Here is a 24,921-nt window from a genome sequence, read left to right on the forward strand (position 1 = left end):
AATGTCTGAAAAAATACTTCCCCCTGTTGCCAAAAAAATTCCGGTTACTTTAGAAAAACATGGTGATAAACGCATAGATAACTATTTTTGGTTAAACGAAAGAGAAAATCCCGAAGTAATTGATTATCTCAATAAAGAGAATGAATATTACCAAAAGTCAACCCAGCATTTGCAGAAATTTCAACAAGAACTATTTGAAGAAATGAAAGCCAGGATTAAGGAAGAGGACGAATCCGTTCCTTATTTTTATAACGGTTACTGGTATTTAACCCGATTTGAAAAAGGTAAAAATTATCCCATTTACGCCCGAAAAAAAGCTACACTTGACGCTCCAGAAGAAATTCTTTTTGACTGTAATCAACTTGCGGATGGACATAGTTATTTTAATTTGAGAGGTATTAGCATCAGTCCTGATAATAAATTTGCGTCATTTGGAATTGATGTAGTAGGTAGAAGAATTTATACCATCAAAATTAAAAACCTTGAAACAGGAGAAATTTTTAAAGACGAAATTCAGCATGCTACCGGAAATTCGACTTGGGCGAATGACAATAAAACGCTTTTTTACACCACTCAAGATGAAAAAACTTTGCGTTCTGATAAAATTTGGAAACATGTTTTAAACGATTTCAGCAAAAAAGATGTACTCGTTTATGAGGAAAAAGATGACACATTTAATGTTTCAGTAGGAAAAGAAAAGTCTCGGAAATATTTAGTTATTAATTCTGGAAGTACCTTAACCACAGAATCGAGAATTTTAGAAGCCGATAATCCATCGGGCAACTTTAGAGTTTTTCAACCTCGAATTCGTGGTTTGGAATATTCAATTGCGCATTACCAAGACAAATTTTACATTTTGACCAATAAAGATGAGGCTACAAATTTTAAGATAATGGTTACATCCGAAACGGCTACTAAAAAAGACAACTGGAAAGATGTTATTTCGCATCGCGAGGAAGTTTTGGTAGAAGATTTCGAAATTTTTAAAGATTATTTGGTCGTTGGTGAACGGGAAAATGGCTTAAATAAAATTAGAATCATGCCTTGGAACGGTGAAAAAGAATATTATTTGCCTTTTAACAGCGAAACTTATACGGCAAGTTTAGGCACCAATCCAGATTTTGAAACACCAGTTTTACGTTACATATATCAGTCGCTCGCCACGCCTTCGTCAGTAATTGATTTTAATATGGCTACAAAAACCAAAACCGTGATGAAAGAACAAGAGGTTTTGGGAACTTTTGACAAAGAAAATTATATTGAAGAGCGCATTTGGGCAACCTCAGAAAATGGTGTTAAAATACCAATCTCGATGGTTTATCGCAAAAATTTAAAAAAAGACAGCAACAATCCATTGTTATTATATGCTTACGGTTCATATGGAATGACGATGGATCCCTATTTTTCTTCTTCAAGATTAACTTTACTAGATCGCGGATTCATTTGGGCAATTGCTCACGTAAGGGGAGGCGAAGATTTAGGACGACTTTGGTACGAAGATGGAAAACTGCTTAAAAAGCGCAATACATTTAACGATTTTATTGCTTGTTCGAAATTTCTAATCAAAGAAAAATATACAAGTCCTCAACATTTGTATGCTGAAGGCGGTTCTGCTGGAGGATTATTAATGGGAACGATAATTAATGAAGCTCCGGAATTGTATAATGGTGTTATTGCTCAAGTACCTTTTGTGGACGTTGTTACCACAATGTTAGATGATTCCATACCCTTAACTACGGGAGAATATGACGAATGGGGGAATCCAAACGACTTGATCTACTATAATTATATGAAAAGTTATTCGCCTTACGATAATGTTAAAGCACAAAATTATCCAAATCTATATGTTTCAACAGGACTTCATGACTCTCAAGTGCAATATTGGGAACCAGCGAAATGGATTGCGAAACTCCGCGAATTGAAAACTGATAAAAATAAATTATTTTTTGATGTAAACATGGACGCGGGTCATAGCGGGGCTTCCGGACGTTTTGAAGCCCTAAAAGAGCTTGCCAAAGAGATTAGTTTTTTATTAGATTTGGAAGGGATTGAAAAGTAATTGAAATTTTTTTGTTAAATTTGCAAGGATTTGAGACCGGTAAAAATTGAAGACCGTCTTGATTAACTATTTTTTTATGAAAGAAGAAATAAAAGCTTACAATAACGCATTGGAATTAATAGGAAACACACCACTTATTAAGCTCAATAAAGTTACTGAAAATATTGAAGGAAATTTTTACGCAAAAGTAGAAGCCTTTAATCCGGGACACTCCACAAAAGATAGAATTGCTCTTTATATTATTGAAGAGGCCGAAAGACAAGGTATCCTTTCGCCAGGCGATACAATTATCGAAACTACCTCTGGAAATACCGGTTTCAGTATTGCAATGGTAAGCATTATAAAAGGTTATAACTGTATATTAGCGGTAAGTTCAAAATCGTCTAAAGACAAAATTGATATGCTACGAAGTATGGGGGCAAAAGTATATGTTTGTCCAGCTCATGTTTCTGCTGATGACGAAAGGTCTTACTACAATGTTGCCAAAAGACTTCACGAAGAAACCAAAGGTTCAGTTTACATCAATCAATATTTTAATCAATTAAATATTGATGCTCACTACAAAACAACAGGTCCGGAAATTTGGGAACAAACTAACGGAAAAATCACACATTTAGTTGCATGTAGTGGAACAGGTGGAACTATTTCAGGAGCAGCAAAATTTTTGAAGGAAAAGAATCCTAATATTAAAATTTTAGGTGTTGATGCTTTTGGTTCTGTTTTGAAAAAATACCACGAAACAAAAGAGTTTGATGCTGCGGAAATTTATCCATATAGAATTGAAGGCTTGGGGAAAAATTTAATCCCAACTGCTACAGATTTTGACGTAATCGATAAATTTATTAAAGTAACTGATGAGGAAAGTGCTCATGCTACCCGAGAAATTGCTAAAAAAGAAGGTTTGTTCGTAGGTTATACTTCTGGAGCAGTTTTACAAGCAATTAAGCAATATGCTGAAGAAGGAGAATTTGATGAAAACAGTAATGTAATTGCTATTTTTCCAGATCATGGATCACGTTATATGAGTAAAGTATTTAGTGATGAATGGATGAATGAACAAGGGTTTTTTGACAGCGTTAATGTTGAAGAAACGCAAAAAATTGAATTTATCAAATGAATTTTTAGAATCTAAAATATTATATACAGCTCTGGAGAAATCCGGAGCTTTTTTTTGGAGATATTAGGAAACAATTTTTCTGTTAGAATTTTTCCCAACGCATTTTAGTTAACACAATTTTGTCATTCTGAAGCAAAAAAAAATTTTAGTAGCAACAATTGATTCCACATTGCCTCCATAAAGAAAACTGTAAAAAAATAGCTCCGAAAATAACCTCTCGGAGCTTTTTAAATATCAATTTTATAGTGGATATGTTTTTTTGTCTTAATACTTAATACTTAATACTAAAATCTTAAATTTTAAATATGCTATCCTAAGCTTCCTCCATTGTGTGATAAACGTTTTGAACGTCATCGTCTTCCTCAATTTTTTCAAGAAGTTTTTCAACATCAGCCACTTGATCTTCGGTTAATTTCTTAGTTACCTGCGGAATTCTCTCAAATCCAGAAGATAAAATTTCGATGTTTCTATTTTCTAATTCTTTTTGGATTGAACCAAAACTTTCAAACGGAGCATAAATTAAAATCCCACCTTCATCATCGGCAAAAATTTCTTCAGCACCATAATCAATCATTTCTAATTCTAATTCCTCAACATCAATTCCATCTGCTGGAATACGAAAATTGCAGGTGTGATCAAACATAAACTCCACAGAACCTTGAGTTCCCATGGTTCCGTTACATTTATTGAAGTAACTTCTAATGTTAGCTACCGTTCGGTTATTATTGTCTGTTGCAGTTTCAATTAAAATTGCAATTCCGTGTGGTGCATAACCTTCAAATAATACTTCTTTATAATTAGCGGTATCTTTTTCGGTTGCTTTTTTAATGGCACGTTCAACATTGTCTTTCGGCATGTTTGCCGCTTTGGCATTTTGAATTACAGCTCTTAACCGAGAGTTAGATTCCGGATTTGGACCACCTTCTTTAACTGCCATAACGATGTCTTTCCCAATTCGGGTAAATGCTTTAGCCATTGCTGACCATCGTTTCATTTTTCTGCCTTTTCTAAACTCAAAAGCTCTTCCCATTTCTATTTTATTTTTTTTTAAAGCGTTGCAAAAATAAGTTGTTCCAATAAAAATTTCAAAAAAAAACGTGTTTTAATTTGTCATATCTTCTTCAAAATCTGCCAGAATATTTAGCGCTTCGTTTGCCGTATAATTGGTTAATAATTCTTTTTTTCTTTCATTAAGGATCATTGCTTGAAAAGTGTCATTTAACGCTAGAGTTTTTTGGTGAGAAGTGTTTTCTAATTCAAAATCCATTTGTTTCTCTGACAACTCTTTTATTTTGTCAAACAATGAATCCGTTTGATGAAAATCCATAAAAACATTTTGTACCGAAATGCTAACAGGAGCTTTCTGGTTATTATAAACTTCTTCTAGTTCTTTATTCAGCACTACAATTTGGTTTAAAAATAAATCGTTGTCGATGCGCAAATTACTTTTTAAAATTACGTTTTTAAAAGCATTTTGGTAGGGCTTGAATTTAGCTGAAACTTTGATAACATCATTTGACAATGCCATTTCATTTGTGCTTTCGCGCTTTAAGATTTTATCATATAACTGTGGAATGTTAATATCGGGTATTACTCCAGTTTGCTGATGACTTGTACCATTTACCCTATAAAATTTACCTATGGTAAGTTTTACAAAATTTTTATTGTCTTCTGTTACAGGAAAAATTTGTTGCATTGTCGATTTGCCGTGTGTGTTTGACCCTACTATTAATGCACGGTTATAATCTTGCATTGCAGCTGCAAAAAGTTCACTTGCTGAAGCAGAATTTCCATTTACCAAAATAATGATATTTCCATTAAAAGCAGTTCCACGATTAAAGTCTCTTAATATTCTTTGTCTTTTTCTATTGTCAACAGATACCGAAACTGCTCCGTGATCAATAAATAATCCGGCTAATTTTACGGCTTCGTCCATAGATCCGCCTCCATCATTTTGCAAATCGATAATTAATCCGTTAATGTTGTCGTTTTTTAGTTTGATTATTTCTTTTAAAACATCATCGGCAACACCACCATTATCGGAATTTTCAAAATCTGTGTAAAAACTTGGAATTCTAATATAACCTGCACGTGTTGATCCTCTTTTTAAAATCATGCTATATACCGAATGTTCATCGGCCTTCATCAATTTTTTTTCTAGCGTAACATCATATTCTTTTCCGTCCTTTTTTCTAAAAAAAATGGTTACTTCTTTATAATTATCTGACCGGATCACTCCTCCAATTGTTTCTAATGAGGTGCAAGATACTAATAACTCCGCACCATTTTTAGGCAAAAGTTTAAGAATCTGGTCGCCTTTTTCAATAATGGTTTCGCTAGAAGCTGGACTACCTGGAACAACATTTTCTACAAATAACTCTTCGTTTTCATTAATTCTAACGTTGATTCCTAATGAAAGATTGTTAGTTGAAAGATCAGAAACAAATGAAGATTTTGCATCATATGAGAAGTAAGAAGTATGAGGATCAAAATATTTGCAAAAAATATCAAAAAGTTTAGAAGCGATGTTGCTCTCAATTCCGCCCTGAACACTTAACCGATTGTCAATTTTACATATGTTGGCATCAAAAATTTTTTGATGTGACTTTTTTTCAATTACCTCAAAATTTTGATTTATAGAATCTAGATTTTTTCCGGATTTAGCAATATCTTCTAAAATTTCATATTTCAATCTTTTTATAAAAACTTTTTCTATCTCATTTTCTTTAACATAAAACGGGAAAGCATCTTTATAAAATCTCACTGTATCACCGCTTGAATAATTCATGGGAAGTGGTCTGATTTTATCGATTGTTTTTTTTGTTCTAAGCAAAGCATTTTTATAAGTTTCAGCCACTTCTGCTATAAAACCACAATTTTTTTGAAACACATAGTTGTCAATTTTCAATTTGTGTTTTGAAAGTGCGTCATATTCTGTTTTTAAAAAAATATTTTTATGTGGATCCAATTCTGCCATCCATTTTTCAAAAACAAAAACCGAAAGACTATCATCAACCGATTTGGCTTTATAATGTTCGGCAACAATCAAACGCTGAATTTTACTTAAAATTTCGCACGGATTTTCTTCACTCTGACCAAATCCCGCCAAGCTTATTAACCAAAAACCAAGTGCAATTTTTTTCATAGATTATTTTTTGTAGAACGGAAGTTTTACCACTTTCGCAGGGATATCATTTTTTCTAATTCGGATAAAAATTTCCGAATCAACTGCTGCGTTTTCAGTAGTTACGTATCCTAGACCAATGCCTTTATTTAATGAAGGAGCCATTGTCCCGGAGGTTACAATCCCAATTTTATTTCCGTTTTCATCTACAATTTCATAGTCATGACGCGGAATTCCTCTTTCTAAAAGTTCAAATCCGACCAATTTTTTTGATACACCAATTTCTTTTTGAAGTTTTAAATTTTCAGAGTTTGTAAATGATTTATTGAATTTAGTAATCCAGCCTAATCCCGCTTCAAGTGGAGAAGTTGTATCGTTAATATCGTTTCCGTAAAGGCAAAATCCCATTTCTAAGCGAAGTGTATCACGAGCCGCTAAACCAATTGGCTTGATATCGTACGCTTTTCCCACTTCAAACACTTTGTTCCAGATGGTTTCCACTTGATTATTTTTTGCATAAATTTCAAAACCCCCTGAACCGGTATATCCTGTTGCCGAAATAATCACATCATCAAATCCAGCAAAATCTGCAATTTCAAAATGGTAATATTTTATAGCAGCCAAATCTACGGAAGTCAATGATTGCATAGCTTCCATGGCCATTGGACCTTGAATTGCTAAGAGAGAATATTCATCTGAAGCGTTGGTCATCTCGGCATTTACGTCATTTTTTGAAGCTATCCAGTTCCAATCTTTCTCAATATTGGAAGCATTAACAACCAATAAATATTTTTGATCGTTGATTCTGTAAACAATTAAATCATCTACAATTCCACCTGTTTCATTTGGCATACAAGAATATTGCGCTTTTCCGTCAACCAAAACTGCGGCATCATTTGATGTTACTTTTTGAATTAACGCTAATGCATTTGGACCTTCGATAAAAAATTCTCCCATATGCGAAACATCAAAAACACCCACACCATTTCGTACGGTTTCGTGTTCAACGTTCACGCCTTCGTATTGAACGGGCATATTAAATCCGGCAAATGGAACCATTTTGGCTCCTAAGTTTTCATGAATGTGCGTTAACGCAGTATTTTTCATCTCCAAGGGTGCTTTTAAATTTGTCGCTAATTTATTGATTTTTTTGTGGTAAACGGCGATAAATATTCGGTTTTTTTGTTTTTTTCATCTTAAAATGAATTAAAAAATCCCGAAATTTACTCGGGATTTCAAAATAGTGTAAGGTAATTTTTTTTTATTGATCGATGTATGTTTTATTTCCGTTTTTATTGATGTAATATTTTCCGCCTTTCGGTCCTGTGTAAACTTTTTTTCCGTTGTAAGTTTCGCCGGTAGATTTATCTTTTAATTCCGCAACTTTCTTCTTGGCTTCGCTTTTAGAAGTTGTAGCTTTCGCTTTGGCTTTAGCAACATCGGTTTGAGCTTTTGTTTCAGCTTTTGCAGCTTTTATTTCGGCTTTTTTAACAGCAGCTTTCGTGTCGGATTTTGTTTTTTGTATAGTGGTTGTGGTACGTTTTTTGACAGGCGTTTCCTGTGCATTGGTTAAGCCCGAAAAAAGCAAGGCTATTCCTATGAATAAAAATTTTTTCATGGTACTAAATTTTAATTTATCTTAAAAATACAAAAAAAATTAATTGGTTTAAATAAATTTGTTCTATAAAAATTGTATTCAATGAAATATTTCCTCCCAATATTGTGCCTGTTTCTTTTAATGGCTTGTAAAAATCCACAACCTGCGGTTTACAGCGATGCTTTGATTGCTAATAATTTTGAATTTATGGAAAACAACGCGGCATTGCTCGAAGCGGCGAAAAATAATTTGGCAGATACTACATTCGTTAATTTAAAAGATTATGGAAAGGACTTTTTTTACGACATGAAATATGCATCTGAGGATAATTTTTTGAAAGAAAAAGTGTACAATTGTGATGAATGTTTTTTGCGTTTAAAAACCGTAAAAGCACTAGTAAAAGCCAATCAAGAATTTGTGAAATTAGGATATAAAATAAAAATTTACGATTGCTATCGTCCGTTAGACGTGCAGAAAAAAATGTGGGACATTGTTCCGAATCCCACTTATGTTGCTGATCCTGCAAAAGGTTCCATTCATAATAGAGGTGGAGCCGTTGATATTACTTTAACGGATTACAGTGGAAATGAAATAGATATGGGAACGAAATTTGATCATTTTGGTCCGGAAGCCGCACATTCGTACAAAAATTTATCCCCTGAAATAATTACGAATAGGACTTTATTGAAATCAATAATGTTGCGCAGCGGATTTCGGTCTTTTGATTCGGAATGGTGGCATTATAACTTGTCAAATGCACAACAAATGCCGCTTTCTAATTTTTCTTGGGATTGCAAAAATTAATTACTGCTGGTTACACATTTTAGATTTTCAATGAAAAATTTCTCTGGCTTGTAAACTGTACCGTTGAGCTCGGATTTTAATTCGGATTTAATGATGTAATCAATAGTTTCCGTAGCATATTTTACACGAATCAAAGTCACGGGTGATTGTTCTAATTTAGCTAAAGAATTTTTTAAGAACAAGAACATTCCTGTTGTGATACGAATATTGTTTCCTTGTTCATCACGAACTGAGTTTCCGCAGTTGTCGTCCGAATTAGAATTTAATAAAGTAATAATCGAGCCATCAAGCAGTTGCAGGTAAATTTTAGAATTTTTGTCCAAACAATGAGCCGTTACAAAGTCTTTGCTTTTTTGAAATAACTGAAAATTTAATAGAGGCGTATCGTTTGAAACGGCCAATGAGAAAAAAATGAAAGTAGAAGCGTTTGCAAAATTTTTTTCGTGAACGATAACTTGTTTGGTCTCTTTATAAGTTCCGATTGAATCCGTGAAATTAACTGGATATTCACAATCTTTTTGAGCAAAACCAGAGATGGAAAATAGGAGCGAAGCAAAAATTCCTAAAAATAACTTCTTCATTAATTAAATTTTTTGGCAAAGTAATACAATTTTCTCGTTTTTCAAATTAGTCGAGAAAAACACATAAGAATTTCCACCATCTTTAATTTTCCACTTTTTCCGAAGATTTTCTACTGATTCTGGAAAATTTCGAGTGGCGACATTAGCATTTTTATCCGCAATATTTTCTTTCATCATTTTTTTATTATACGGAAACACATTTTCAACCTTAAATTTTCTACCGGGAAAATCCTCAACTAATGTTTCAGATGTAAATAAATGTGAGTGTTGATGGAGTTTTTTTACATTAAAACGTTCAATTAAAAAATCAAATCCCCCTGATTTTAAAATGGCATGATTGGGTTCATATAAATAAGTTAAGGGTTTACTTAACAAAATCTTAGGTTCAAGTTTCCATAAATAATTAAAAGTTTCTGGCTTATTTTTCTGCAAATTCACCGTTTTAATTTCAATTGAATTGTGATAATCTTTTTGAATTTCCCAAAGCAATTCTTTTACTTCATTTTCAAGCGCAACAACGTGAATTTTTGCTACATTTTTTAGTTCATTTATGCCAGCAGAAATATCTAAAATAGGAGCGGTTTTAATCAAAATATTATCGGCATATCTAAAGTATTCTGATTGTAAAAAAGGGACATTTGGCAAACATTCTTCTAATAAAAAAACTTTCCCTTTTGCGTCGTTTCGTCGGGAAGGATCGATGTAAATCCAAGAAAATTTCCGGTTTAACTTATGTAGAATTGCTAAACTATCACCCGTTTCACACTGAATATTCTCTGCTTTTAAAATCTCAAAATTATGTTTGACAATTGCCGAAAGTTCCGGGTTAATTTCACAGTGAACTACATTTTTAAAATTTTTGGCAAAATAAAAATCGTCCACGCCAAAACCACCAGTCAAATCAATCAATGAATCACCACAAATAAGTGAAGCCTTAAAAGCAGCGGTCTTTTCCGAAGATGTTTGCTCTACAGAAATTTTACTCGGAAAAATAACAGCATTATTTTCAAACCAAGTTGGCAGTTTCGTTTTGGCTTTAGACTTTGCCGCAATTTGGTTTAAAATTTCCTTCCAGTCATATTCAGGAAACGGATTTTTTTTAAGCGCTAATCGATTAAAATCTTCGTTTAAATTATCATTGATAAACTGCCTTATTTCTACTGAAAAATGTTTCAATTAATAGATTAAATATCTCGTGTTAATATTTTGATTACCTGATTTTTAGGAAAGAATTCTTTTGCAACAACTTTTGCAATTGTGTAAAGTGGAACTGCTACAATCATCCCAAAAATTCCTACGACAAATCCGCTTGCCAAAATTACGATAAAAATTTCCAACGGATGACTTTTAACACTATTTGAAAAAATTAATGGCGTGGTAACGTTATTGTCAATAATTTGCGCTATTGTATAACCTATCAACACATAAAGCGTGGTAGAAAGCATCGTATCTTGTTGGTCAGGTCCCATATGTCCTAACATGGTAAGAACCGCCACTAAAACAGTAGCAATTAATGGTCCGATGTAAGGAATAATATTGAGAAAAGCCGTAATAAATGCTATGATAAAAGCATTTTCTACCCCAAAAATCAACAGTACAATAAGATACATTACAAACAAAACTGAAATTTGTCCGATTAATCCAATAAAATAACGGCTTAATAAATAATTGGTTTTTCTAAAGGATTTGATAATTTTATATTCATGTTGCGATGGTAGAATTTTTTTGGCATTTACAGTAAACAATTTTTTGTCTTTTAAAAAGAAAAAAGTTACAAAAATAACTGAACCAACACCAACGCCAATATCACCAAGTGTTGCCAAAAATCCATTTAAAAATTGTGGAATAAAATTAAGGTTAATTTTAGACATGTAATTGGATTCTGCCAACATATTTTCGGCGTCAATCCCATAACTGGAAAGGTATGACGTTAACTGATTACGAAGATTATTCAAGTCGGTTTCAAGTTGAGCCGTATCTAATAATGATAAATTCTCACTTTGCGTAATAATTAGTGGAACAAACATCATAATAAACCCAGCTACCAATAATATAAAAAATGCTAACGTGGTGATGACTGCCGCAATGTGGTTAAATTTTAGTCTTTTCTCTAAAAAATTTACAATCGGATTTCCAATCATGCTTACAATCAAAGCGATGAAAATAAAAAGAATGACTGATCTTATCTTAAAAAGAAAAAGAAATAATAACGTAATTCCGGCCGTTATGAACAAGGCACGAAGTATTCCATTTCCAATTGTTTTAGAGGTTACCATGGTTTTTGAGTTTTTGTTTAGCGAATATAACAAAATCTCAAAGCAGAATAATTACATAATTTTAAAATTAAACTTAAATTTGGCAAAAATTATATAAAAGTATGCCAAAAGTGGTGTTGATTACCGGAGGCTCTTCGGGAATTGGAAAAGCAATAGGAGAATTTTTAACTGATAAAGGTTTTAAAGTGTATGGAACAAGCCGGAATCCAGAACGTTATTCAGATGTAAAATTCCCGTTAATTGCTTTAGATGTAAGAAATTCCGAGCAAATAAAAAATGCTGTTGCAACGGTTATCGAAAAAGAAAACCGCTTAGACGTGTTGATTAATAACGCTGGAGTTGGCATCACTGGACCTTTGGAAGAAATTCCGCTTAATGAAATTAAAAATAATTTCGAAACCAATTTTTTTGGTCCGATTGAAATGATGAAAGCCGTTTTGCCGCAAATGCGTTTACAAAAATCGGGGTTAGTGATCAACATAACCTCAATTGCTGGATATATGGGTTTGCCTTACAGAAGCGTTTATTCGGCATCGAAAGGCGCTTTGGAATTGATTACTGAAGCGTTGCGAATGGAAGTGAAAAATTTTGGCGTGGTGATCACTAATGTGGCTCCTGGAGATTTTGCGACCAATATTGCTTCTGGACGTTTTCACGCGCCTTTAATTAAAGATTCTGCTTACGCAAAAATTTACGGCGATATGTTAAAAACTATGAACGACCACGTAGATTCCGGAAGTAATCCGCTGCAAATGGCGATGGCAATTGAAAAGATAATCAATACGAAAAACCCGAAGATACATTACAAAGTTGGTGCATTTATGCAAAAATTTTCGATTGTACTGAAACGCATTTTGCCCGACAAAATGTATGAAAAAATGTTGATGAAACATTATAAGTTGTAATTTTGCGCAAATTTTTGCACGGGGGTTGCGTGAGGGATTGTAGTGGAAATCCTTTTTTCTTGCCTTTTTTTTTGGCAAGAGAAAAGATTGTAACGGAAAGCCCGACCCGAAGGGGCACGCCCAAAAAAATAAAAGTAAACACACAAATTAATTATAGATGAAATTTTTTATTGATACTGCTAATTTAGAGCAAATTAAAGAAGCCCAAGCGATGGGAATTTTGGACGGTGTAACGACGAATCCGAGTTTGATGGCGAAGGAAGGAATTACCGGGAAAAATAATATTTTGAAGCATTATGTGGACATTTGCAACCTTGTGGATGGCGATGTTAGTGCGGAAGTGAATGCGCTTGATTTTGACGGTATGGTGAAAGAAGGCGAGGAGTTGGCGGAATTACACGAGCAAATTGTGGTAAAATTACCCATGACAAAAGATGGCGTGAAAGCGGCAAAATATTTTTCTGATAGAGGAATTAGAACGAATGTAACTTTAGTTTTTTCGGCTGGACAAGCGCTTTTGGCTGCAAAAGCTGGCGCAAGTTATGTGTCGCCGTTTTTAGGAAGATTAGATGATGTTTCTACGGATGGCTTGAACTTGATTGCCGAAATCAGAGAAATTTATGATAATTATGGTTTTGAAACCGAAATTTTAGCGGCTTCAGTTCGTCATACGATGCATATTGTAAATTGTGCCAAAATTGGTGCTGACGTGATGACGGGACCACTTTCTGCCATTACAGGTTTACTGAAGCATCCGTTGACAGATATTGGTTTAGCACAATTTGTAGCCGATTTTGAAAAAGGTAATAAATAATTTTCCATAAAAAAATTCCGCTTCAATAAGCGGAATTTTTTTTACAATAATTTTTCAAAATTTACATCAAAGAGGTTGACAAACGCGTCTTTTATTTTTCCATTTTCCTCTATAATCATTGCTCTTTGAATCTTGGTAATTACCCATTTCTCCCGAAGTTTTTCGAAATCTTTAACACGGTATTCGTGAATATTTTGTAAATGGTATTTTGCCATTTCGTTATTCCATTTGACCTGATTATCGTCCACATTAATCCCAATAAACTGATATTCCGGAAATTTTTTTTGATACTCAATTGCTTTTTTATGAATGCCAATTAAATGTGATTCGGCATTTTCTGTCCAGAAAAAAATCACAGTTTTTTGGGTTAAAATTTCGCTTGACTTGATAATTTTACCTTCAGGATTAATTAGTTCTAACTCAGGAAGAGAATTTCCGGGTTTTAAATTTTTAATGGCGTTCCCTATTTTAGAAATTTCGTTTTTATTGCTTTTGTCTGTTGAAAGTTGGCTGTAACGCTCTAAAAACTTTTTATTGTTTTCAATTTCTTGATCTTCTAAAAGGTACGCAAATGCAATATTGTCTAAAACCGTATTTTTAATTTTTTCGTTTGTAAAAAGTGTATCGGCAATGTTAAGTTTGGCAATATTCATTTCAAGCGAATTGGCTTTTCGGGCACTAAATTCTGACGCGGTTTTTTCTAAAGCAAGATTATTTAATAAGTAGGTAAGGTATTTTACAAATGGCGAATAATGCGTAAGCAACTGATTGTTAAAATCAACTTCTTTTCGGAAATTGTAAAAATTTGAAGGCAATTTGTCGCTTATTTTTTCTCCGGTTCTCAGTTCGTGAACAACCGGATAAATTTCTTTGCGTGTGTAATACGGGAACGTTAACGCGGCTTGTGCGTAAAAATCAAATTCGTCGTTCCACTGGATTTTTTCTTTCTTGGTTTGGTAAAAATTTTTTCTTTTTGCGTAAGTGGAATCAATATAATGAGTGAATTTTTTCACATCATAATCGAAAACGGCAAACATTTTGCTTCTGTCGGAATCGTTTTGAAGGTACATTTCCATCAAAAAATTATTTTTCTCACCGCCTCGTCCGCAAAATATAACTGACTCGTCAAAATCAGTACTATTCATCCGAACCATAATACTATCGTTTTTATCAAAATAAACGTATTGATATTCAGGCTCATGTTTAAAAGTGTACAAACCGGGAGTTAAGGAATCAAATTTTTTGTAAAAGCGATTGTTTCTGTCCAACGGCAAGGTGTCAATGACCTCGCTATCTTTCAAAAATAGAACGTAACGGTTTTGCGGGTTGGTTACTTCTCCTCCGAAAAAAGCAGTAAAATTGTCGCTTTTATACTTTTGATTGCAAGATGCAAAAAGGGCAAAGCAAAATAGGGGGATTGATAATAACCTAAAAATCTTGTGGTTGTGCATTTAAATTTTTATCTAGTGGACAAAAATATTTAAGTGAAATCACAATTTCTGTTAAGGCATCGTTAAATAACTTTTATTTAGAAAGGGCACAAATAATTTTCAACGTCCACTTCGAAAAAGAATTTCGGCGAGGGCTAATTTTCCTTTAGTTTTTTGTAATTTTGCACCACTAAAAAAATTTGAAAAAATGCTAACAGTAAATAATTTATCAGTTCAATTTGGCAAGCGAATTTTGTTCGACGAAGTGAATACCACTTTTTCTGACGGAAATATTTATGGTGTGATTGGAGCCAATGGAGCTGGAAAATCTACTTTTTTAAAAATACTTTCTGGCGATATTGACCCCACAAGCGGAAATGTTTTTCTTGAACCCGGGAAAAGAATGTCGGTTTTGAACCAAAATCACAATATGTTTGACGAACACACGGTTTTAGAAACGGTGATGATGGGAAACAAAGTTTTGTATGCGGTAAAAAAAGAAATGGACGAGTTGTACCTTGATTATTCTGATGAAAACGCAGATAGAATTGGGGAATTACAAGTTCAATTTGAAGAAATGAACGGCTGGAATGCTGACTCTGATGCGGCTGCAATGTTGTCGAATTTAGGGATTAATGAAGACAATCATTACACTTTGATGGGTGATTTAGAAGGAAAATTAAAAGTTCGTGTGCTTTTGGCACAAGCGCTTTTTGGAAATCCAGATGTTTTGATCATGGATGAGCCAACCAACGATTTGGATTTTGAAACCATCGCTTGGCTGGAAAATTTCTTGGCAAATTATGAAAATACGGTAATAGTTGTATCGCACGACCGTCACTTTTTAGATGCCGTTTGTACACATATTTCTGATATTGATTTTGGAAAAATTAATCATTATTCTGGGAACTATACTTTTTGGTACGAATCGAGTCAATTAGCGGCAAAACAACGTGCCCAGCAAAACAAAAAAGCCGAAGAGAAAAAAGCGGAGTTGGAAGAATTTATCCGTCGATTTAGTGCAAACGTGGCAAAATCTAAACAAGCTACTTCTCGTAAAAAAATGATTAGCAAGTTAAATATTGCCGAAATTAAACCGTCAAGCCGAAGATATCCTGCGATTATTTTTGACCAAGAAAGAGAAGCTGGAGACCAAATATTAAATGTGGTGAATTTAAGTGCTTCAATAGATGGCGAAACGCTGTTTACCGATGTTGACTTGAACATGGCAAAAGGCGATAAAATTGTTTTATTTTCAAAAGATTCTCGTGCCACAACAGCTTTTTACGAAATTATCAACGGAAATGAAAATGCCGATTCAGGAACTTTTGAATGGGGAATTACAACGACTCAAGCTTATTTGCCAGCAGAAAATCACGAATATTTTGAAAACGATTTGACGCTTGTAGATTGGTTACGTCAATGGGCAAAAACCGAAGAAGAACGCGACGAAGTTTACATTCGTGGATTTTTAGGAAAAATGATTTTTTCTGGAGAAGAAGCTTTAAAAACCGCAAGAGTTTTATCTGGAGGAGAAAAAGTAAGATGTATGCTTTCGCGAATGATGATGCAAAGAGCCAACGTATTGATGTTAGACGAACCTACAAATCACTTGGATCTTGAGTCGATTACAGCGTTTAACAATTCGTTGAAAAACTTCAAAGGTTCGGTAATTTTTACCACTCACGATCACGAGTTTGCACAAACTGTAGGAAACAGAGTCGTGGAGTTAACGCCAAAAGGTGTGATTGACCGTTACATGACGTTTGACGAATATCTTGATGACGAAAAAATTCAGGAATTGAGAAAAAAGATGTATTCTTAAAAATAATTTAAAATTCTATTTTGATGAAAAAATTGCGATGAAAAAAGGACTATTACGTATCTTAGATTACTGTGTTGTTACTCCAATTTTTTTCATTACTGCATTTTATTTAATGGGTATCATTAAATTTGAATTTCCAAAATTATTGTATTTTTATTTTGTTGTGGTGGCGATTAATTTCATTATTAAAAAGTCTTTTCAACTTTTGTACAGTAAAAATTGAGAACAATAACAAGTAAATTTAAAAAATAAAAAATCCCGCTTAGAAAATTTCTGGCGGGATTTTTTGGTTATGAAGTGGTTGGTTATGGTTCGAATAAATTATTTTTTAAATCGGCTGATGATATATATAATTAAAGCGATGATGGCAATTACAATGAATACGCCAACACCCACACCGAAATTAAAAATACCTTCTACAACTTCGCAGCTGGAAAGTGACAACATTGCCAACAGAATCAGGCACATGCGTTGCATTTTGTTTAAATTGATATTTTTCATGGTTATTTTTGGTTTGGTTTGATAATGTAAAGTTCCATTTTTTAAAAAGAAAATGATTACAACATTTAATTTTTTGCTTATATAATTTTAACAAAGTAATTTGAAAGCAATATTTTTCAACCGAAATTTTTAACTAAATTTACACTCCAAACAACACAACAAAAATGAGTCAAAAAATATTGCTTACTTCTCGCGAAGTCAATATCATTCTGCATCGTTTGGCATGCCAGTTACTGGAAAAACACCTTGATTTTTCTGATACCATTTTAATAGGAATCCAACCTCGTGGCGTTTTCCTCGCCGAAAGATTGCGCAATATTCTCGAAAAAGAATACCAAGTAAAAGACATTGCTTTGGGCTATTTGGACATCACTTTTTATAGAGATGATTTTCGAAGAAAAGAAAAACCGCTTGAGGCCAACAAAACCCAGATTAATTTTTTGGTAGAAAATAAAAAAGTCATATTTATTGATGATGTTTTGTACACCGGAAGAAGCATTCGATCGGCATTAACTGCCATTCAATCCTTCGGAAGACCCGCAGAAATAGAACTTTTAGTTTTAATTGATAGAAGATTTAGCCGTCATTTACCTATTCAACCCGATTATCGAGGTCGCCAGGTAGATTCCATCAACCAGGAAAAGGTGAAGGTTTTTTGGGAAGAACAAGAAGGAGAAGATGCGGTTTATTTAATTACAAACTAAAATATTTCGGAAAAATTCGATTTTTTCGAAGTTTCGAAAATCGGATTTAAAAAATACATCGAAACAAAAAAAATCGAAACACAACACAATGAAAGAGCTTAGCGTTAATCATTTACTCGGAATAAAATACATCACCAAAAACGATATTGAACTGATTTTTGAAACGGCAGATCATTTTAAAGAAGTCATCAACCGTCCTATCAAAAAAGTGCCTTCACTTCGAGATATTACCATTGCCAACATTTTTTTTGAAAACAGTACCCGAACCAAATTGTCATTTGAACTGGCACAAAAAAGGCTTTCGGCAGATGTAATTAGTTTTTCGGCAGCTCAATCGTCGGTAAAAAAAGGAGAAACTTTAATTGATACCGTCAATAATATTTTGTCAATGAAAGTAGATATGGTGGTAATGCGACATGCCAATCCTGGAGCCGCTTATTTTTTATCTAAAAATGTGAAGGCAAGTATCGTCAATGCTGGTGATGGAGCTCATGAACATCCTACGCAAGCGTTGCTCGATTCGTTTACAATCAGGGAAAAATTAGGCGAAATTGCCGGAAAAAAAGTGGTCATTGTGGGCGATATTCTACATTCGAGAGTGGCACTTTCTAATATTTATGCTTTGCAAATGCAAGGTGCTGAAGTAAAAGTTTGTGGGCCAAAAACATTAATGCCAAAATACATCGAAAGTCTTGGAGTAACTGTAGAAAATAATCTTCGCAAGGCTTTAGAATGGTGTGATGTGGCGAATATGCTTCGGGTGCAAAACGAGCGAATGGATGTGAATTATTTTCCGTCAACTAGAGAATATACACAACAATATGGCGTTGACAAAAATTTATTAGATTCGCTAAATAAAGAAATTGTCATCATGCATCCTGGACCAATAAATCGGGGTGTAGAAATATCTTCGGATGTGGCAGATTCTCAGCAATCCGTAATTTTGGAACAAGTAGAAAACGGAGTTGCCGTGAGAATGGCAGTAATTTATTTATTAGCTTCAAAAATTTCTTAAACAAAATTTATATGGATATCGAAAAAAAAGGACATACGGTTATTTTAAGTTATCAAGTAAATGATAATCAAGGTTTTACAGATACTTTAATGAGTAGTCATAATGATTTTTTAGAGCACAACCTTATTATAAATCTTACACCTGCAAATCAAGTAGAAATGGACGATATCATGGCATTGATTCCAATTTCTGATAATCATCGCAAAAGAAAAAAATCATTTGTAGTAGTTGTGCCAAATATTGATTTCAATGAGGTTCCTGATGAAATTATGGTAGTTCCTACAATTTTAGAAGCCCACGATTTAATTGAAATGGAGGAGATTGAGAGAGATTTGGGATTCTAAACGGTAAATTCCAATGGAGAAATTTCAAAGTTATTAGAAATTTCAAAGTTATTAGAAATTCCAATTGTTTTAAATTCCAAACTAGCGTTGTGACTTCGCGAGAAACTTTGCGTCCCGACGCTTCTGGATTTCGGTTAAAAATTTCATTAACAATATCAGTATCAGAAAAAATTAAAATAATTCTTTAATCTGTGGCAAATACTTTAATCTTTTAATTTTTTAATCTTTCAATCCTAAAACTAAAATCTTAATTCGAAAATCCTCTTGAAAGTTACTATTTTAGGCTGTTATGCCGCGACACCACGAACTATTACCAATCCAACTTCTCAGGTTTTAGAGATACGAAACCGCATGTTTTTAATTGATTGCGGCGAAGGAACTCAGGTGCAATTGCGCAAGCATAAAATAAAATTTTCTAAAATTAACCACATTTTTATCTCGCATTTGCATGGCGATCATTTATATGGATTGATTGGATTGGTTTCGACTTATATGTTGCTCAATCGTGTGAATGCTTTGCATATTTACGGTCCGAAAGGAGTGAAAGAAATTATTTTGTTGCAACTCAAGCTCTCGGAAAGTTATACTTCATATGGACTTTATTTTCACGAAATCATCTCAAAACAACCCGAAATTATTTTTGAAGACGATGCCGTAAAAGTCACCACCGTTCCGCTGAAACACAGGATTTATACTAATGGATATCTTTTTCAGGAAAAAAATAAGGAAAGAAAGTTGAACATTGAAGCCGTTGAAAAATATGAAATTGATCCTATTTATTATCGAAAAATTAAATACGGTGGCAATATCACCTTAGATGATGGTACAATTATAGACAATGCCCAATTGACTTTTGATCCTGAACCTGCCAAAAGTTATGCCTTTTGTTCGGATACCATTTATGACGAAACACTTTCGGAGAAAATTAAGGATGTTGACGTCTTATACCACGAATCTACTTTTTTAGAGTCAGAAATTGCTTTGGCTGAAAAAACCATGCATTCTACGGCGAAACAAGCTGCAACAATTGCAAAACTCGCCAATGCCAAAAACCTCATATTAGGTCATTATTCTACTCGTTATGCCTCAATCGAAAAGTTTAAAGAGGAAGCCACTCAAATTTTCCCAAATGTTTTTTTGGGAGATGACGGAAAAAGTTTTGACTTTTAATCATTTTCTTTTCTGATGAAAATCATTTCGACGCCTTTTAAATCTTTGTAACTTTACATTCAAATTTAATTTTTTTTTGATAGGAATATATGAAAGATTTAAGCAATTATAGAAAATCGTACGAAAAAAGCCAACTTGTAGAAGATACCATTCCGCAAAATCCTTTTCAGCTTTTTACGAAATGGTTTCATGAGGCTGAACAATTGGCAACCTCGGAAGAAGTAAATGCTATGACAATTTCCACCAACGGTTTAGACGGTTTTCCCAAGTCGAGAATTGTACTATTGAAGCAATTTTCTCAGGAAGGTTTTGTTTTTTATACTAACTATTTATCGGAAAAAGGCTTGGCTATCGCTAATGATCCTCGCGTATGTTTATCTTTTTTTTGGGCTTTTGCCGAAAGGCAAGTCATTATTAAAGGGGAAGCTAAAAAAGTTTCAGCAGATGTATCGGATCAATATTTTCAATCAAGACCTAAAGGAAGCCAAATAGGAGCGGTTGTGTCAAAACAGAGTGAAATTATTCCCAGCCGGAATTTTATAGAAGAAAAAGCAATGTATCTAGAAAATGTATTTAAAGACGAAAAAATTATTCGTCCAGAACATTGGGGAGGATATATTGTGGAACCTGTAGAAATTGAGTTTTGGCAAGGAAGAAGTAACCGGTTACATGACAGAATACGTTTTCGTAAAGACAAAAATGATTGGATTATAGCCCGTCTTTCGCCATAATCCTGATTTAAATTTCCTACAAAGTCGATGAAATAGTGTATTTCATCGATTTTTTTTGCTCTTTATCGATTTGTGTTGTAATATTGTCCTGTGAAATAAGTGAAGCCCCAATTTCTTTTTTTTCACAACCACCCCGAGAAAGTTTTCCCAAAGGCTTTCGAGGATCAAAATTATTAACTTAACCTACTTTACTATGAAAGCAAAAATGCTTAGAGCATTATTGCCAGTGGCATTAGTGTTCGTAATGTTCTCTTGTTCTTCTGATTCTGATAGTGAAACATCAGTATTAACTGCAGAAGAAGTTACGCTGGTTACCGAATTCGATTATGATGAGTTTGAATTACGACTGATGAGTAATATTAACGATTATCGGAAATCTAAAAACTTACCTGAATTATTGCCAATAGCTCATATTTCTTATAAATCAGAAGAACATAATGAATTTATGATTGCAAATAACGTGGTAAGTCACGATAATTTTGAGGAAAGATCTCAAAACTTAATTCAAGTTTTAGGAGCTTACAGAGTGAGTGAAAATGTGGCATATAATTTTAATTCTACCGGTGCGGTTTTAAATGCTTGGCTTGCAAGTCCTGGTCATAAAGCAAATATTGAAGGAGATTTTTCACATTTTGGAATTGCAGTATCAATTAATCCTGAAACTGGAAGAAAATATTATACAAATATGTTCATTAAAAAGTAAATTTAAATAATCGGGAGAAAAAGGCTGCATCGAGTCATTCGATTGTAGTCTTTTTTTTGTGAAAGAAAAACAATACATTGTTGTTTTTAATGCAAATAAGGAGAGATGTAAATTCAACTGATTATTTTTGAATTTTAATATTAGATGGGGTTTAAATTTCAACGGTTAAAAAATTTAATCGAAGGGAATTTTCTGGTGAATTAGTAACATCTCAAATTATTGTTACCGTCTATATGGGGAATGTATTTGACTTATATTTAAATACGTTGTAGCCGGAATGAACAACAAAAAAAAGCTGCTTTTTCTCAAAAGCAGCTTTTAATCTTTTGTAAAAAAAAAACCGGTGAACCGGTTTCTTTTAATCTTCATCATCATCTTCTTCATCAATGATGTCGTTCAAGTCTTTGTCATCGTCTTCGTCATCAAGCTCTATTTTATCTTCCACATCATCATCATCATCATCGTCATCAATATCCATGTCTTTGTCAATATCCTTGATGGCATCAATTGGCACTGCAACATCATCGAGGTCATCTTCGTCAAAATTTTCGATTTTGCTGGCGAGTTTGGTGCTCACTTTTACTAAATAAATAGTGTCTTCAGTTCTTACTTCAACTGCTTCAATCATTTCGTCTTTGGCATTTTTGAAGCGGATGATATCCGAATCGTCATATCCGTCCGGAAATTTGTCAACCAACAATGTGAGGATTTCTGTGGTTAATTTAGAATAATCAACAATAATTCTTTTCATAAAATTTTATTATAAGTCTAGTAGGTAAGCAAAAATAAGGGGAGCAACAATTGTGGCATCAGATTCAATTACAAATTTAGGTGTATTAATGTCAAGTTTTCCCCAAGTAATTTTTTCATTCGGCACGGCTCCAGAATAAGACCCGTAGCTAGTGGTAGAATCAGAAATTTGGCAGAAATAACTCCAAAATGGAACGTCGTGCATTTCCATATCTTGATAAAGCATTGGTACTACACAAATTGGGAAATCTCCGGCAATCCCTCCACCAATTTGGAAAAATCCAACTCCTTTGTCGCTATTCTTGGTGTACCAATCTGCTAAGAATGTCATGTATTCAATTCCGGATTTCATGGTAGAGGCTTTCAATTCGCCTTTAATTACATAAGATGCAAAAATATTTCCCATTGTACTGTCTTCCCATCCCGGCACTACAATTGGCAAGTTTTTTTCGGCAGCGGCATACATCCAACTGTCTTTTAAATCAATTTCATAATATTCTTCTAATACGCCTGAAAGTAACATTTTGTACATAAATTCATGTGGAAAGTATCTTTCTCCGGCTTCTTCAGCATCTTTCCAAATTTTATGAATGTGTTTTTGCAAACGTCTAAATGCTTCGTGTTCTGGGATACAAGTATCTGTCACACGGTTTAATCCTCTTTCGAGCAAATCCCATTCTTGTTGTGGAGTTAAATCACGATAATTAGGAACTCTTTCGTAATGTGAATGTGCTACAAGGTTCATAATATCTTCTTCTAAATTGGCTCCTGTGCAAGAAATAATTTGCACTTTATCTTGACGAATCATTTCTGCAAAAATTTTCCCAAGTTCGGCAGTACTCATTGCACCAGCCAAAGTTACCATCATTTTTGCTCCATTTTCCAATTGCTGTTCATAGGCTTTTGCAGCATCTACAATAGTGGCAGAATTAAAATGCAGATAATATTTTTCAATAAACTGGCTGATTGGTCCTTTACTCATTTCGTTTGTTTTATTTTTAAGAAATTAAATATCTCTTGATTATTTATTGTTTGATTTTTTTGCAAAGTTTACAAAGAAAAATTATTTGTTAGTATCGTACCCTAAAATTTTTAATACATCTTCTGAGCTTTGTTGTTCCGAAAATACTTCGGTTCCTAAAATTCCATTTTCATCTCTATCGATTAAAATGTGTTTAGGTTGTGGAATCAAACAGTGATGTAAACCACCGTAACCGCCAATTGTTTCTTGGTAAGCTCCTGTGTTAAAAAAACCTATGTATAACGGTTTTTCCTTGTTGTATTTTGGCAAATAAATGGCATTCATGTTTTGTTCAGAATTGTAGTAATCATCACTATCACAAGTCATTCCACCAAGTAAAACTCTTTCGTATGTATCATTCCATCTATTGACGGCAAGCATTACAAATCGTTTGTTGATTGCCCAAGTATCTGGAAGTGTGGTGATAAAAGAGGAATCAATCATGTTCCACTTTTCTCGGTCATTTTGTTGTTTTTGGTACAATACTTCGTAAATCGCACCACCACTTTCACCTACGGTAAAGGATCCAAATTCTGTAAAAATATTTGGAACATCTACTTCAGCTTCTTCGCAAGAAGTTTTAATTTGGTTTACAATTTCGTCAATCATGTATTGGTAATCATACTCAAAGGCTAAAGAATTTTTGATGGGAAATCCACCACCAATATTTAATCCATCTAAGGTAGGACATTCTTTTTTTAGCGCAATGTACACTTTTAAACATTTTGCTAATTCATTCCAATAATATGCTGTATCTCTAATTCCGGTATTGATGAAAAAGTGCAGCATTTTGAGTTCCACATCTTTGTTTTCCTGAATTTGTTTACGGTAAAACGGAACAATATTTTTATAACCAATTCCTAATCTTGAGGTGTAAAACTCAAACTTAGGCTCTTCTTCAGCCGCAATCCTAATTCCGATTTTGAATTTTCCTTTGATTTGTGACTGCAATAAATCTAATTCTTCATAATTGTCAATTACCGGAATTGTTTTAGCATGACCATTGTTAATCAATCTTGCAATGTTGTCAATATATTGATCGCGCTTGAAACCATTACAAATTACATAGGTGTTTTTATTGATTTTGCCTTCAGCCATTAATTTTTCTACAATATTAATGTCAAAAGCAGAAGAAGTTTCAATATGAATATTGTTTTTAAAAGCTTCATTCATCACAAATTCAAAATGCGAACTTTTGGTACAGTAACAATAATAATATTTGCCCTCGTATTTATTTTTTTCCATTGCCTTTCTAAACCAGCCTTTTGCACGGTTGATATTATTAGATATTTGTGGCAGGTAAGTAAATTTAAGCGGTGTTCCGTATTCTTCCACGAGTTTCATCAAGTCAATGTTGTGAAACAAAAGATTGTCTTTGTTAAGTTTAAACTCGTCTTGTGGAAAATAATAGGTTTGGTTAATTAGGTCAAAATATTTTGTATTCATTTAA

At 33.5% G+C, this 24,921-nt stretch carries 24 protein-coding genes; 12 read left to right on the forward strand and 12 right to left on the reverse strand.

The window, feature by feature from the left end:
* The first annotated feature begins 1 nt into the window (after nucleotide 1).
* Nucleotides 2-2,059, forward strand: a complete 2,058-nt coding sequence (locus GV828_RS07770; RefSeq protein WP_166537047.1) for a S9 family peptidase — start codon at nucleotides 2-4, stop codon at nucleotides 2,057-2,059.
* Between the two features lie 76 nt (nucleotides 2,060-2,135).
* Nucleotides 2,136-3,176, forward strand: coding sequence for a PLP-dependent cysteine synthase family protein (locus GV828_RS07775; protein ID WP_166536923.1), 1,041 nt, complete (start codon nucleotides 2,136-2,138; stop codon nucleotides 3,174-3,176).
* Between the two features lie 313 nt (nucleotides 3,177-3,489).
* Here the strand turns inward: GV828_RS07775 and GV828_RS07780 are convergent, their stop codons facing one another.
* From GV828_RS07780 to GV828_RS07795, 4 genes are all read right to left on the reverse strand, one after another.
* Nucleotides 3,490-4,206, reverse strand: coding sequence for a YebC/PmpR family DNA-binding transcriptional regulator (locus GV828_RS07780; RefSeq protein WP_166536924.1), 717 nt, complete (start codon nucleotides 4,204-4,206; stop codon nucleotides 3,490-3,492).
* 72 nt (nucleotides 4,207-4,278) lie between these two features.
* The gene (locus GV828_RS07785) at nucleotides 4,279-6,321 is read right to left on the reverse strand and encodes a S41 family peptidase (RefSeq protein ID WP_166536925.1); all 2,043 of its coding nucleotides are present in this window, start codon (nucleotides 6,319-6,321) and stop codon (nucleotides 4,279-4,281) included.
* Nucleotides 6,322-6,324: 3 nt separating this feature from the next.
* Entirely contained in the window at nucleotides 6,325-7,407 is a 1,083-nt protein-coding gene (gcvT, locus tag GV828_RS07790; protein ID WP_166536926.1) for a glycine cleavage system aminomethyltransferase GcvT, read from the reverse strand.
* Nucleotides 7,408-7,561: 154 nt separating this feature from the next.
* Complete coding sequence (locus tag GV828_RS07795; RefSeq protein WP_166536927.1) at nucleotides 7,562-7,918, reverse strand: hypothetical protein; 357 nt, start codon at nucleotides 7,916-7,918, stop codon at nucleotides 7,562-7,564.
* Nucleotides 7,919-7,999: 81 nt separating this feature from the next.
* On the opposite strand from GV828_RS07795, the gene ddpX reads away from it, so the two are divergent.
* Complete coding sequence (gene ddpX, locus GV828_RS07800; protein WP_166536928.1) at nucleotides 8,000-8,701, forward strand: D-alanyl-D-alanine dipeptidase; 702 nt, start codon at nucleotides 8,000-8,002, stop codon at nucleotides 8,699-8,701.
* Here ddpX and GV828_RS07805 read toward each other — a convergent pair.
* Genes GV828_RS07805 through GV828_RS07815 form a run of 3 tightly spaced genes read right to left on the reverse strand, consistent with a single transcriptional unit; the run spans nucleotide 8,698 to nucleotide 11,558 of the window.
* The gene (locus GV828_RS07805) at nucleotides 8,698-9,282 is read right to left on the reverse strand and encodes a hypothetical protein (protein WP_166536929.1); all 585 of its coding nucleotides are present in this window, start codon (nucleotides 9,280-9,282) and stop codon (nucleotides 8,698-8,700) included. The two genes, ddpX and GV828_RS07805, sit on opposite strands and share 4 nt — an antisense overlap.
* 3 nt (nucleotides 9,283-9,285) lie before the next feature.
* Nucleotides 9,286-10,458 carry a class I SAM-dependent methyltransferase gene (locus tag GV828_RS07810; protein WP_166536930.1) on the reverse strand — a complete coding sequence of 391 codons (1,173 nt, stop codon included), beginning with the start codon at nucleotides 10,456-10,458 and terminating at the stop codon, nucleotides 9,286-9,288.
* A gap of 8 nt (nucleotides 10,459-10,466) precedes the next feature.
* Complete coding sequence (locus GV828_RS07815) at nucleotides 10,467-11,558, reverse strand: AI-2E family transporter (protein WP_166536931.1); 1,092 nt, start codon at nucleotides 11,556-11,558, stop codon at nucleotides 10,467-10,469.
* A 101-nt stretch (nucleotides 11,559-11,659) separates the two neighbouring features.
* On the opposite strand from GV828_RS07815, the gene GV828_RS07820 reads away from it, so the two are divergent.
* Both GV828_RS07820 and fsa read left to right on the forward strand, forming a co-directional pair.
* Complete coding sequence (locus GV828_RS07820; protein ID WP_166536932.1) at nucleotides 11,660-12,463, forward strand: SDR family oxidoreductase; 804 nt, start codon at nucleotides 11,660-11,662, stop codon at nucleotides 12,461-12,463.
* A gap of 157 nt (nucleotides 12,464-12,620) precedes the next feature.
* Nucleotides 12,621-13,277, forward strand: coding sequence for a fructose-6-phosphate aldolase (gene fsa, locus GV828_RS07825; protein WP_166536933.1), 657 nt, complete (start codon nucleotides 12,621-12,623; stop codon nucleotides 13,275-13,277).
* 41 nt (nucleotides 13,278-13,318) lie between these two features.
* Here fsa and GV828_RS07830 read toward each other — a convergent pair whose 3' ends face one another.
* Nucleotides 13,319-14,728: a TlpA family protein disulfide reductase gene (locus tag GV828_RS07830; RefSeq protein ID WP_166536934.1), complete on the reverse strand. Its 1,410-nt coding sequence runs from the start codon at nucleotides 14,726-14,728 to the stop codon at nucleotides 13,319-13,321.
* 187 nt (nucleotides 14,729-14,915) lie between these two features.
* On the opposite strand from GV828_RS07830, the gene GV828_RS07835 reads away from it, so the two are divergent.
* On the forward strand, nucleotides 14,916-16,532 hold the full coding sequence (locus GV828_RS07835) for an ABC-F family ATP-binding cassette domain-containing protein (protein ID WP_166536935.1): 1,617 nt from the start codon (nucleotides 14,916-14,918) through the stop codon (nucleotides 16,530-16,532).
* A 321-nt stretch (nucleotides 16,533-16,853) separates the two neighbouring features.
* Here the strand turns inward: GV828_RS07835 and GV828_RS07840 are convergent, their stop codons facing one another.
* Nucleotides 16,854-17,033 carry a hypothetical protein gene (locus GV828_RS07840; RefSeq protein WP_166536895.1) on the reverse strand — a complete coding sequence of 60 codons (180 nt, stop codon included), beginning with the start codon at nucleotides 17,031-17,033 and terminating at the stop codon, nucleotides 16,854-16,856.
* 164 nt (nucleotides 17,034-17,197) lie between these two features.
* Between GV828_RS07840 and pyrR the strand changes: the two genes are divergently transcribed.
* From pyrR to GV828_RS07870, 6 genes are all read left to right on the forward strand, one after another.
* Nucleotides 17,198-17,737, forward strand: coding sequence for a bifunctional pyr operon transcriptional regulator/uracil phosphoribosyltransferase PyrR (pyrR, locus tag GV828_RS07845; RefSeq protein WP_166536936.1), 540 nt, complete (start codon nucleotides 17,198-17,200; stop codon nucleotides 17,735-17,737).
* Nucleotides 17,738-17,825: 88 nt separating this feature from the next.
* Complete coding sequence (locus tag GV828_RS07850) at nucleotides 17,826-18,752, forward strand: aspartate carbamoyltransferase catalytic subunit (RefSeq protein ID WP_166536937.1); 927 nt, start codon at nucleotides 17,826-17,828, stop codon at nucleotides 18,750-18,752.
* An 11-nt stretch (nucleotides 18,753-18,763) separates the two neighbouring features.
* The gene (locus GV828_RS07855) at nucleotides 18,764-19,096 is read left to right on the forward strand and encodes a ribonuclease Z (protein ID WP_166536938.1); all 333 of its coding nucleotides are present in this window, start codon (nucleotides 18,764-18,766) and stop codon (nucleotides 19,094-19,096) included.
* Between the two features lie 264 nt (nucleotides 19,097-19,360).
* Nucleotides 19,361-20,266 carry a ribonuclease Z gene (locus tag GV828_RS07860; RefSeq protein ID WP_166536939.1) on the forward strand — a complete coding sequence of 302 codons (906 nt, stop codon included), beginning with the start codon at nucleotides 19,361-19,363 and terminating at the stop codon, nucleotides 20,264-20,266.
* Between the two features lie 89 nt (nucleotides 20,267-20,355).
* Nucleotides 20,356-20,997, forward strand: a complete 642-nt coding sequence (pdxH, locus tag GV828_RS07865) for a pyridoxamine 5'-phosphate oxidase (RefSeq protein WP_166536940.1) — start codon at nucleotides 20,356-20,358, stop codon at nucleotides 20,995-20,997.
* Between the two features lie 205 nt (nucleotides 20,998-21,202).
* A complete protein-coding gene (locus tag GV828_RS07870) occupies nucleotides 21,203-21,700 on the forward strand; it encodes a CAP domain-containing protein (RefSeq protein WP_235935434.1) in 498 nt (165 codons plus the stop codon).
* A 358-nt stretch (nucleotides 21,701-22,058) separates the two neighbouring features.
* Here GV828_RS07870 and GV828_RS07875 read toward each other — a convergent pair whose 3' ends face one another.
* From GV828_RS07875 to GV828_RS07885, 3 genes are all read right to left on the reverse strand, one after another.
* Entirely contained in the window at nucleotides 22,059-22,451 is a 393-nt protein-coding gene (locus GV828_RS07875; protein WP_166536942.1) for a DNA primase, read from the reverse strand.
* A gap of 9 nt (nucleotides 22,452-22,460) precedes the next feature.
* Entirely contained in the window at nucleotides 22,461-23,432 is a 972-nt protein-coding gene (locus GV828_RS07880; protein WP_166536943.1) for a deoxyhypusine synthase family protein, read from the reverse strand.
* An 81-nt stretch (nucleotides 23,433-23,513) separates the two neighbouring features.
* Nucleotides 23,514-24,917 carry an arginine decarboxylase gene (locus GV828_RS07885; RefSeq protein ID WP_166536944.1) on the reverse strand — a complete coding sequence of 468 codons (1,404 nt, stop codon included), beginning with the start codon at nucleotides 24,915-24,917 and terminating at the stop codon, nucleotides 23,514-23,516.
* Between the last annotated feature and the right edge of the window lie 4 nt (nucleotides 24,918-24,921).

The organism is Flavobacterium ichthyis (assembly GCF_009915155.1).
GTDB lineage: Bacteria > Bacteroidota > Bacteroidia > Flavobacteriales > Flavobacteriaceae > Flavobacterium > Flavobacterium ichthyis.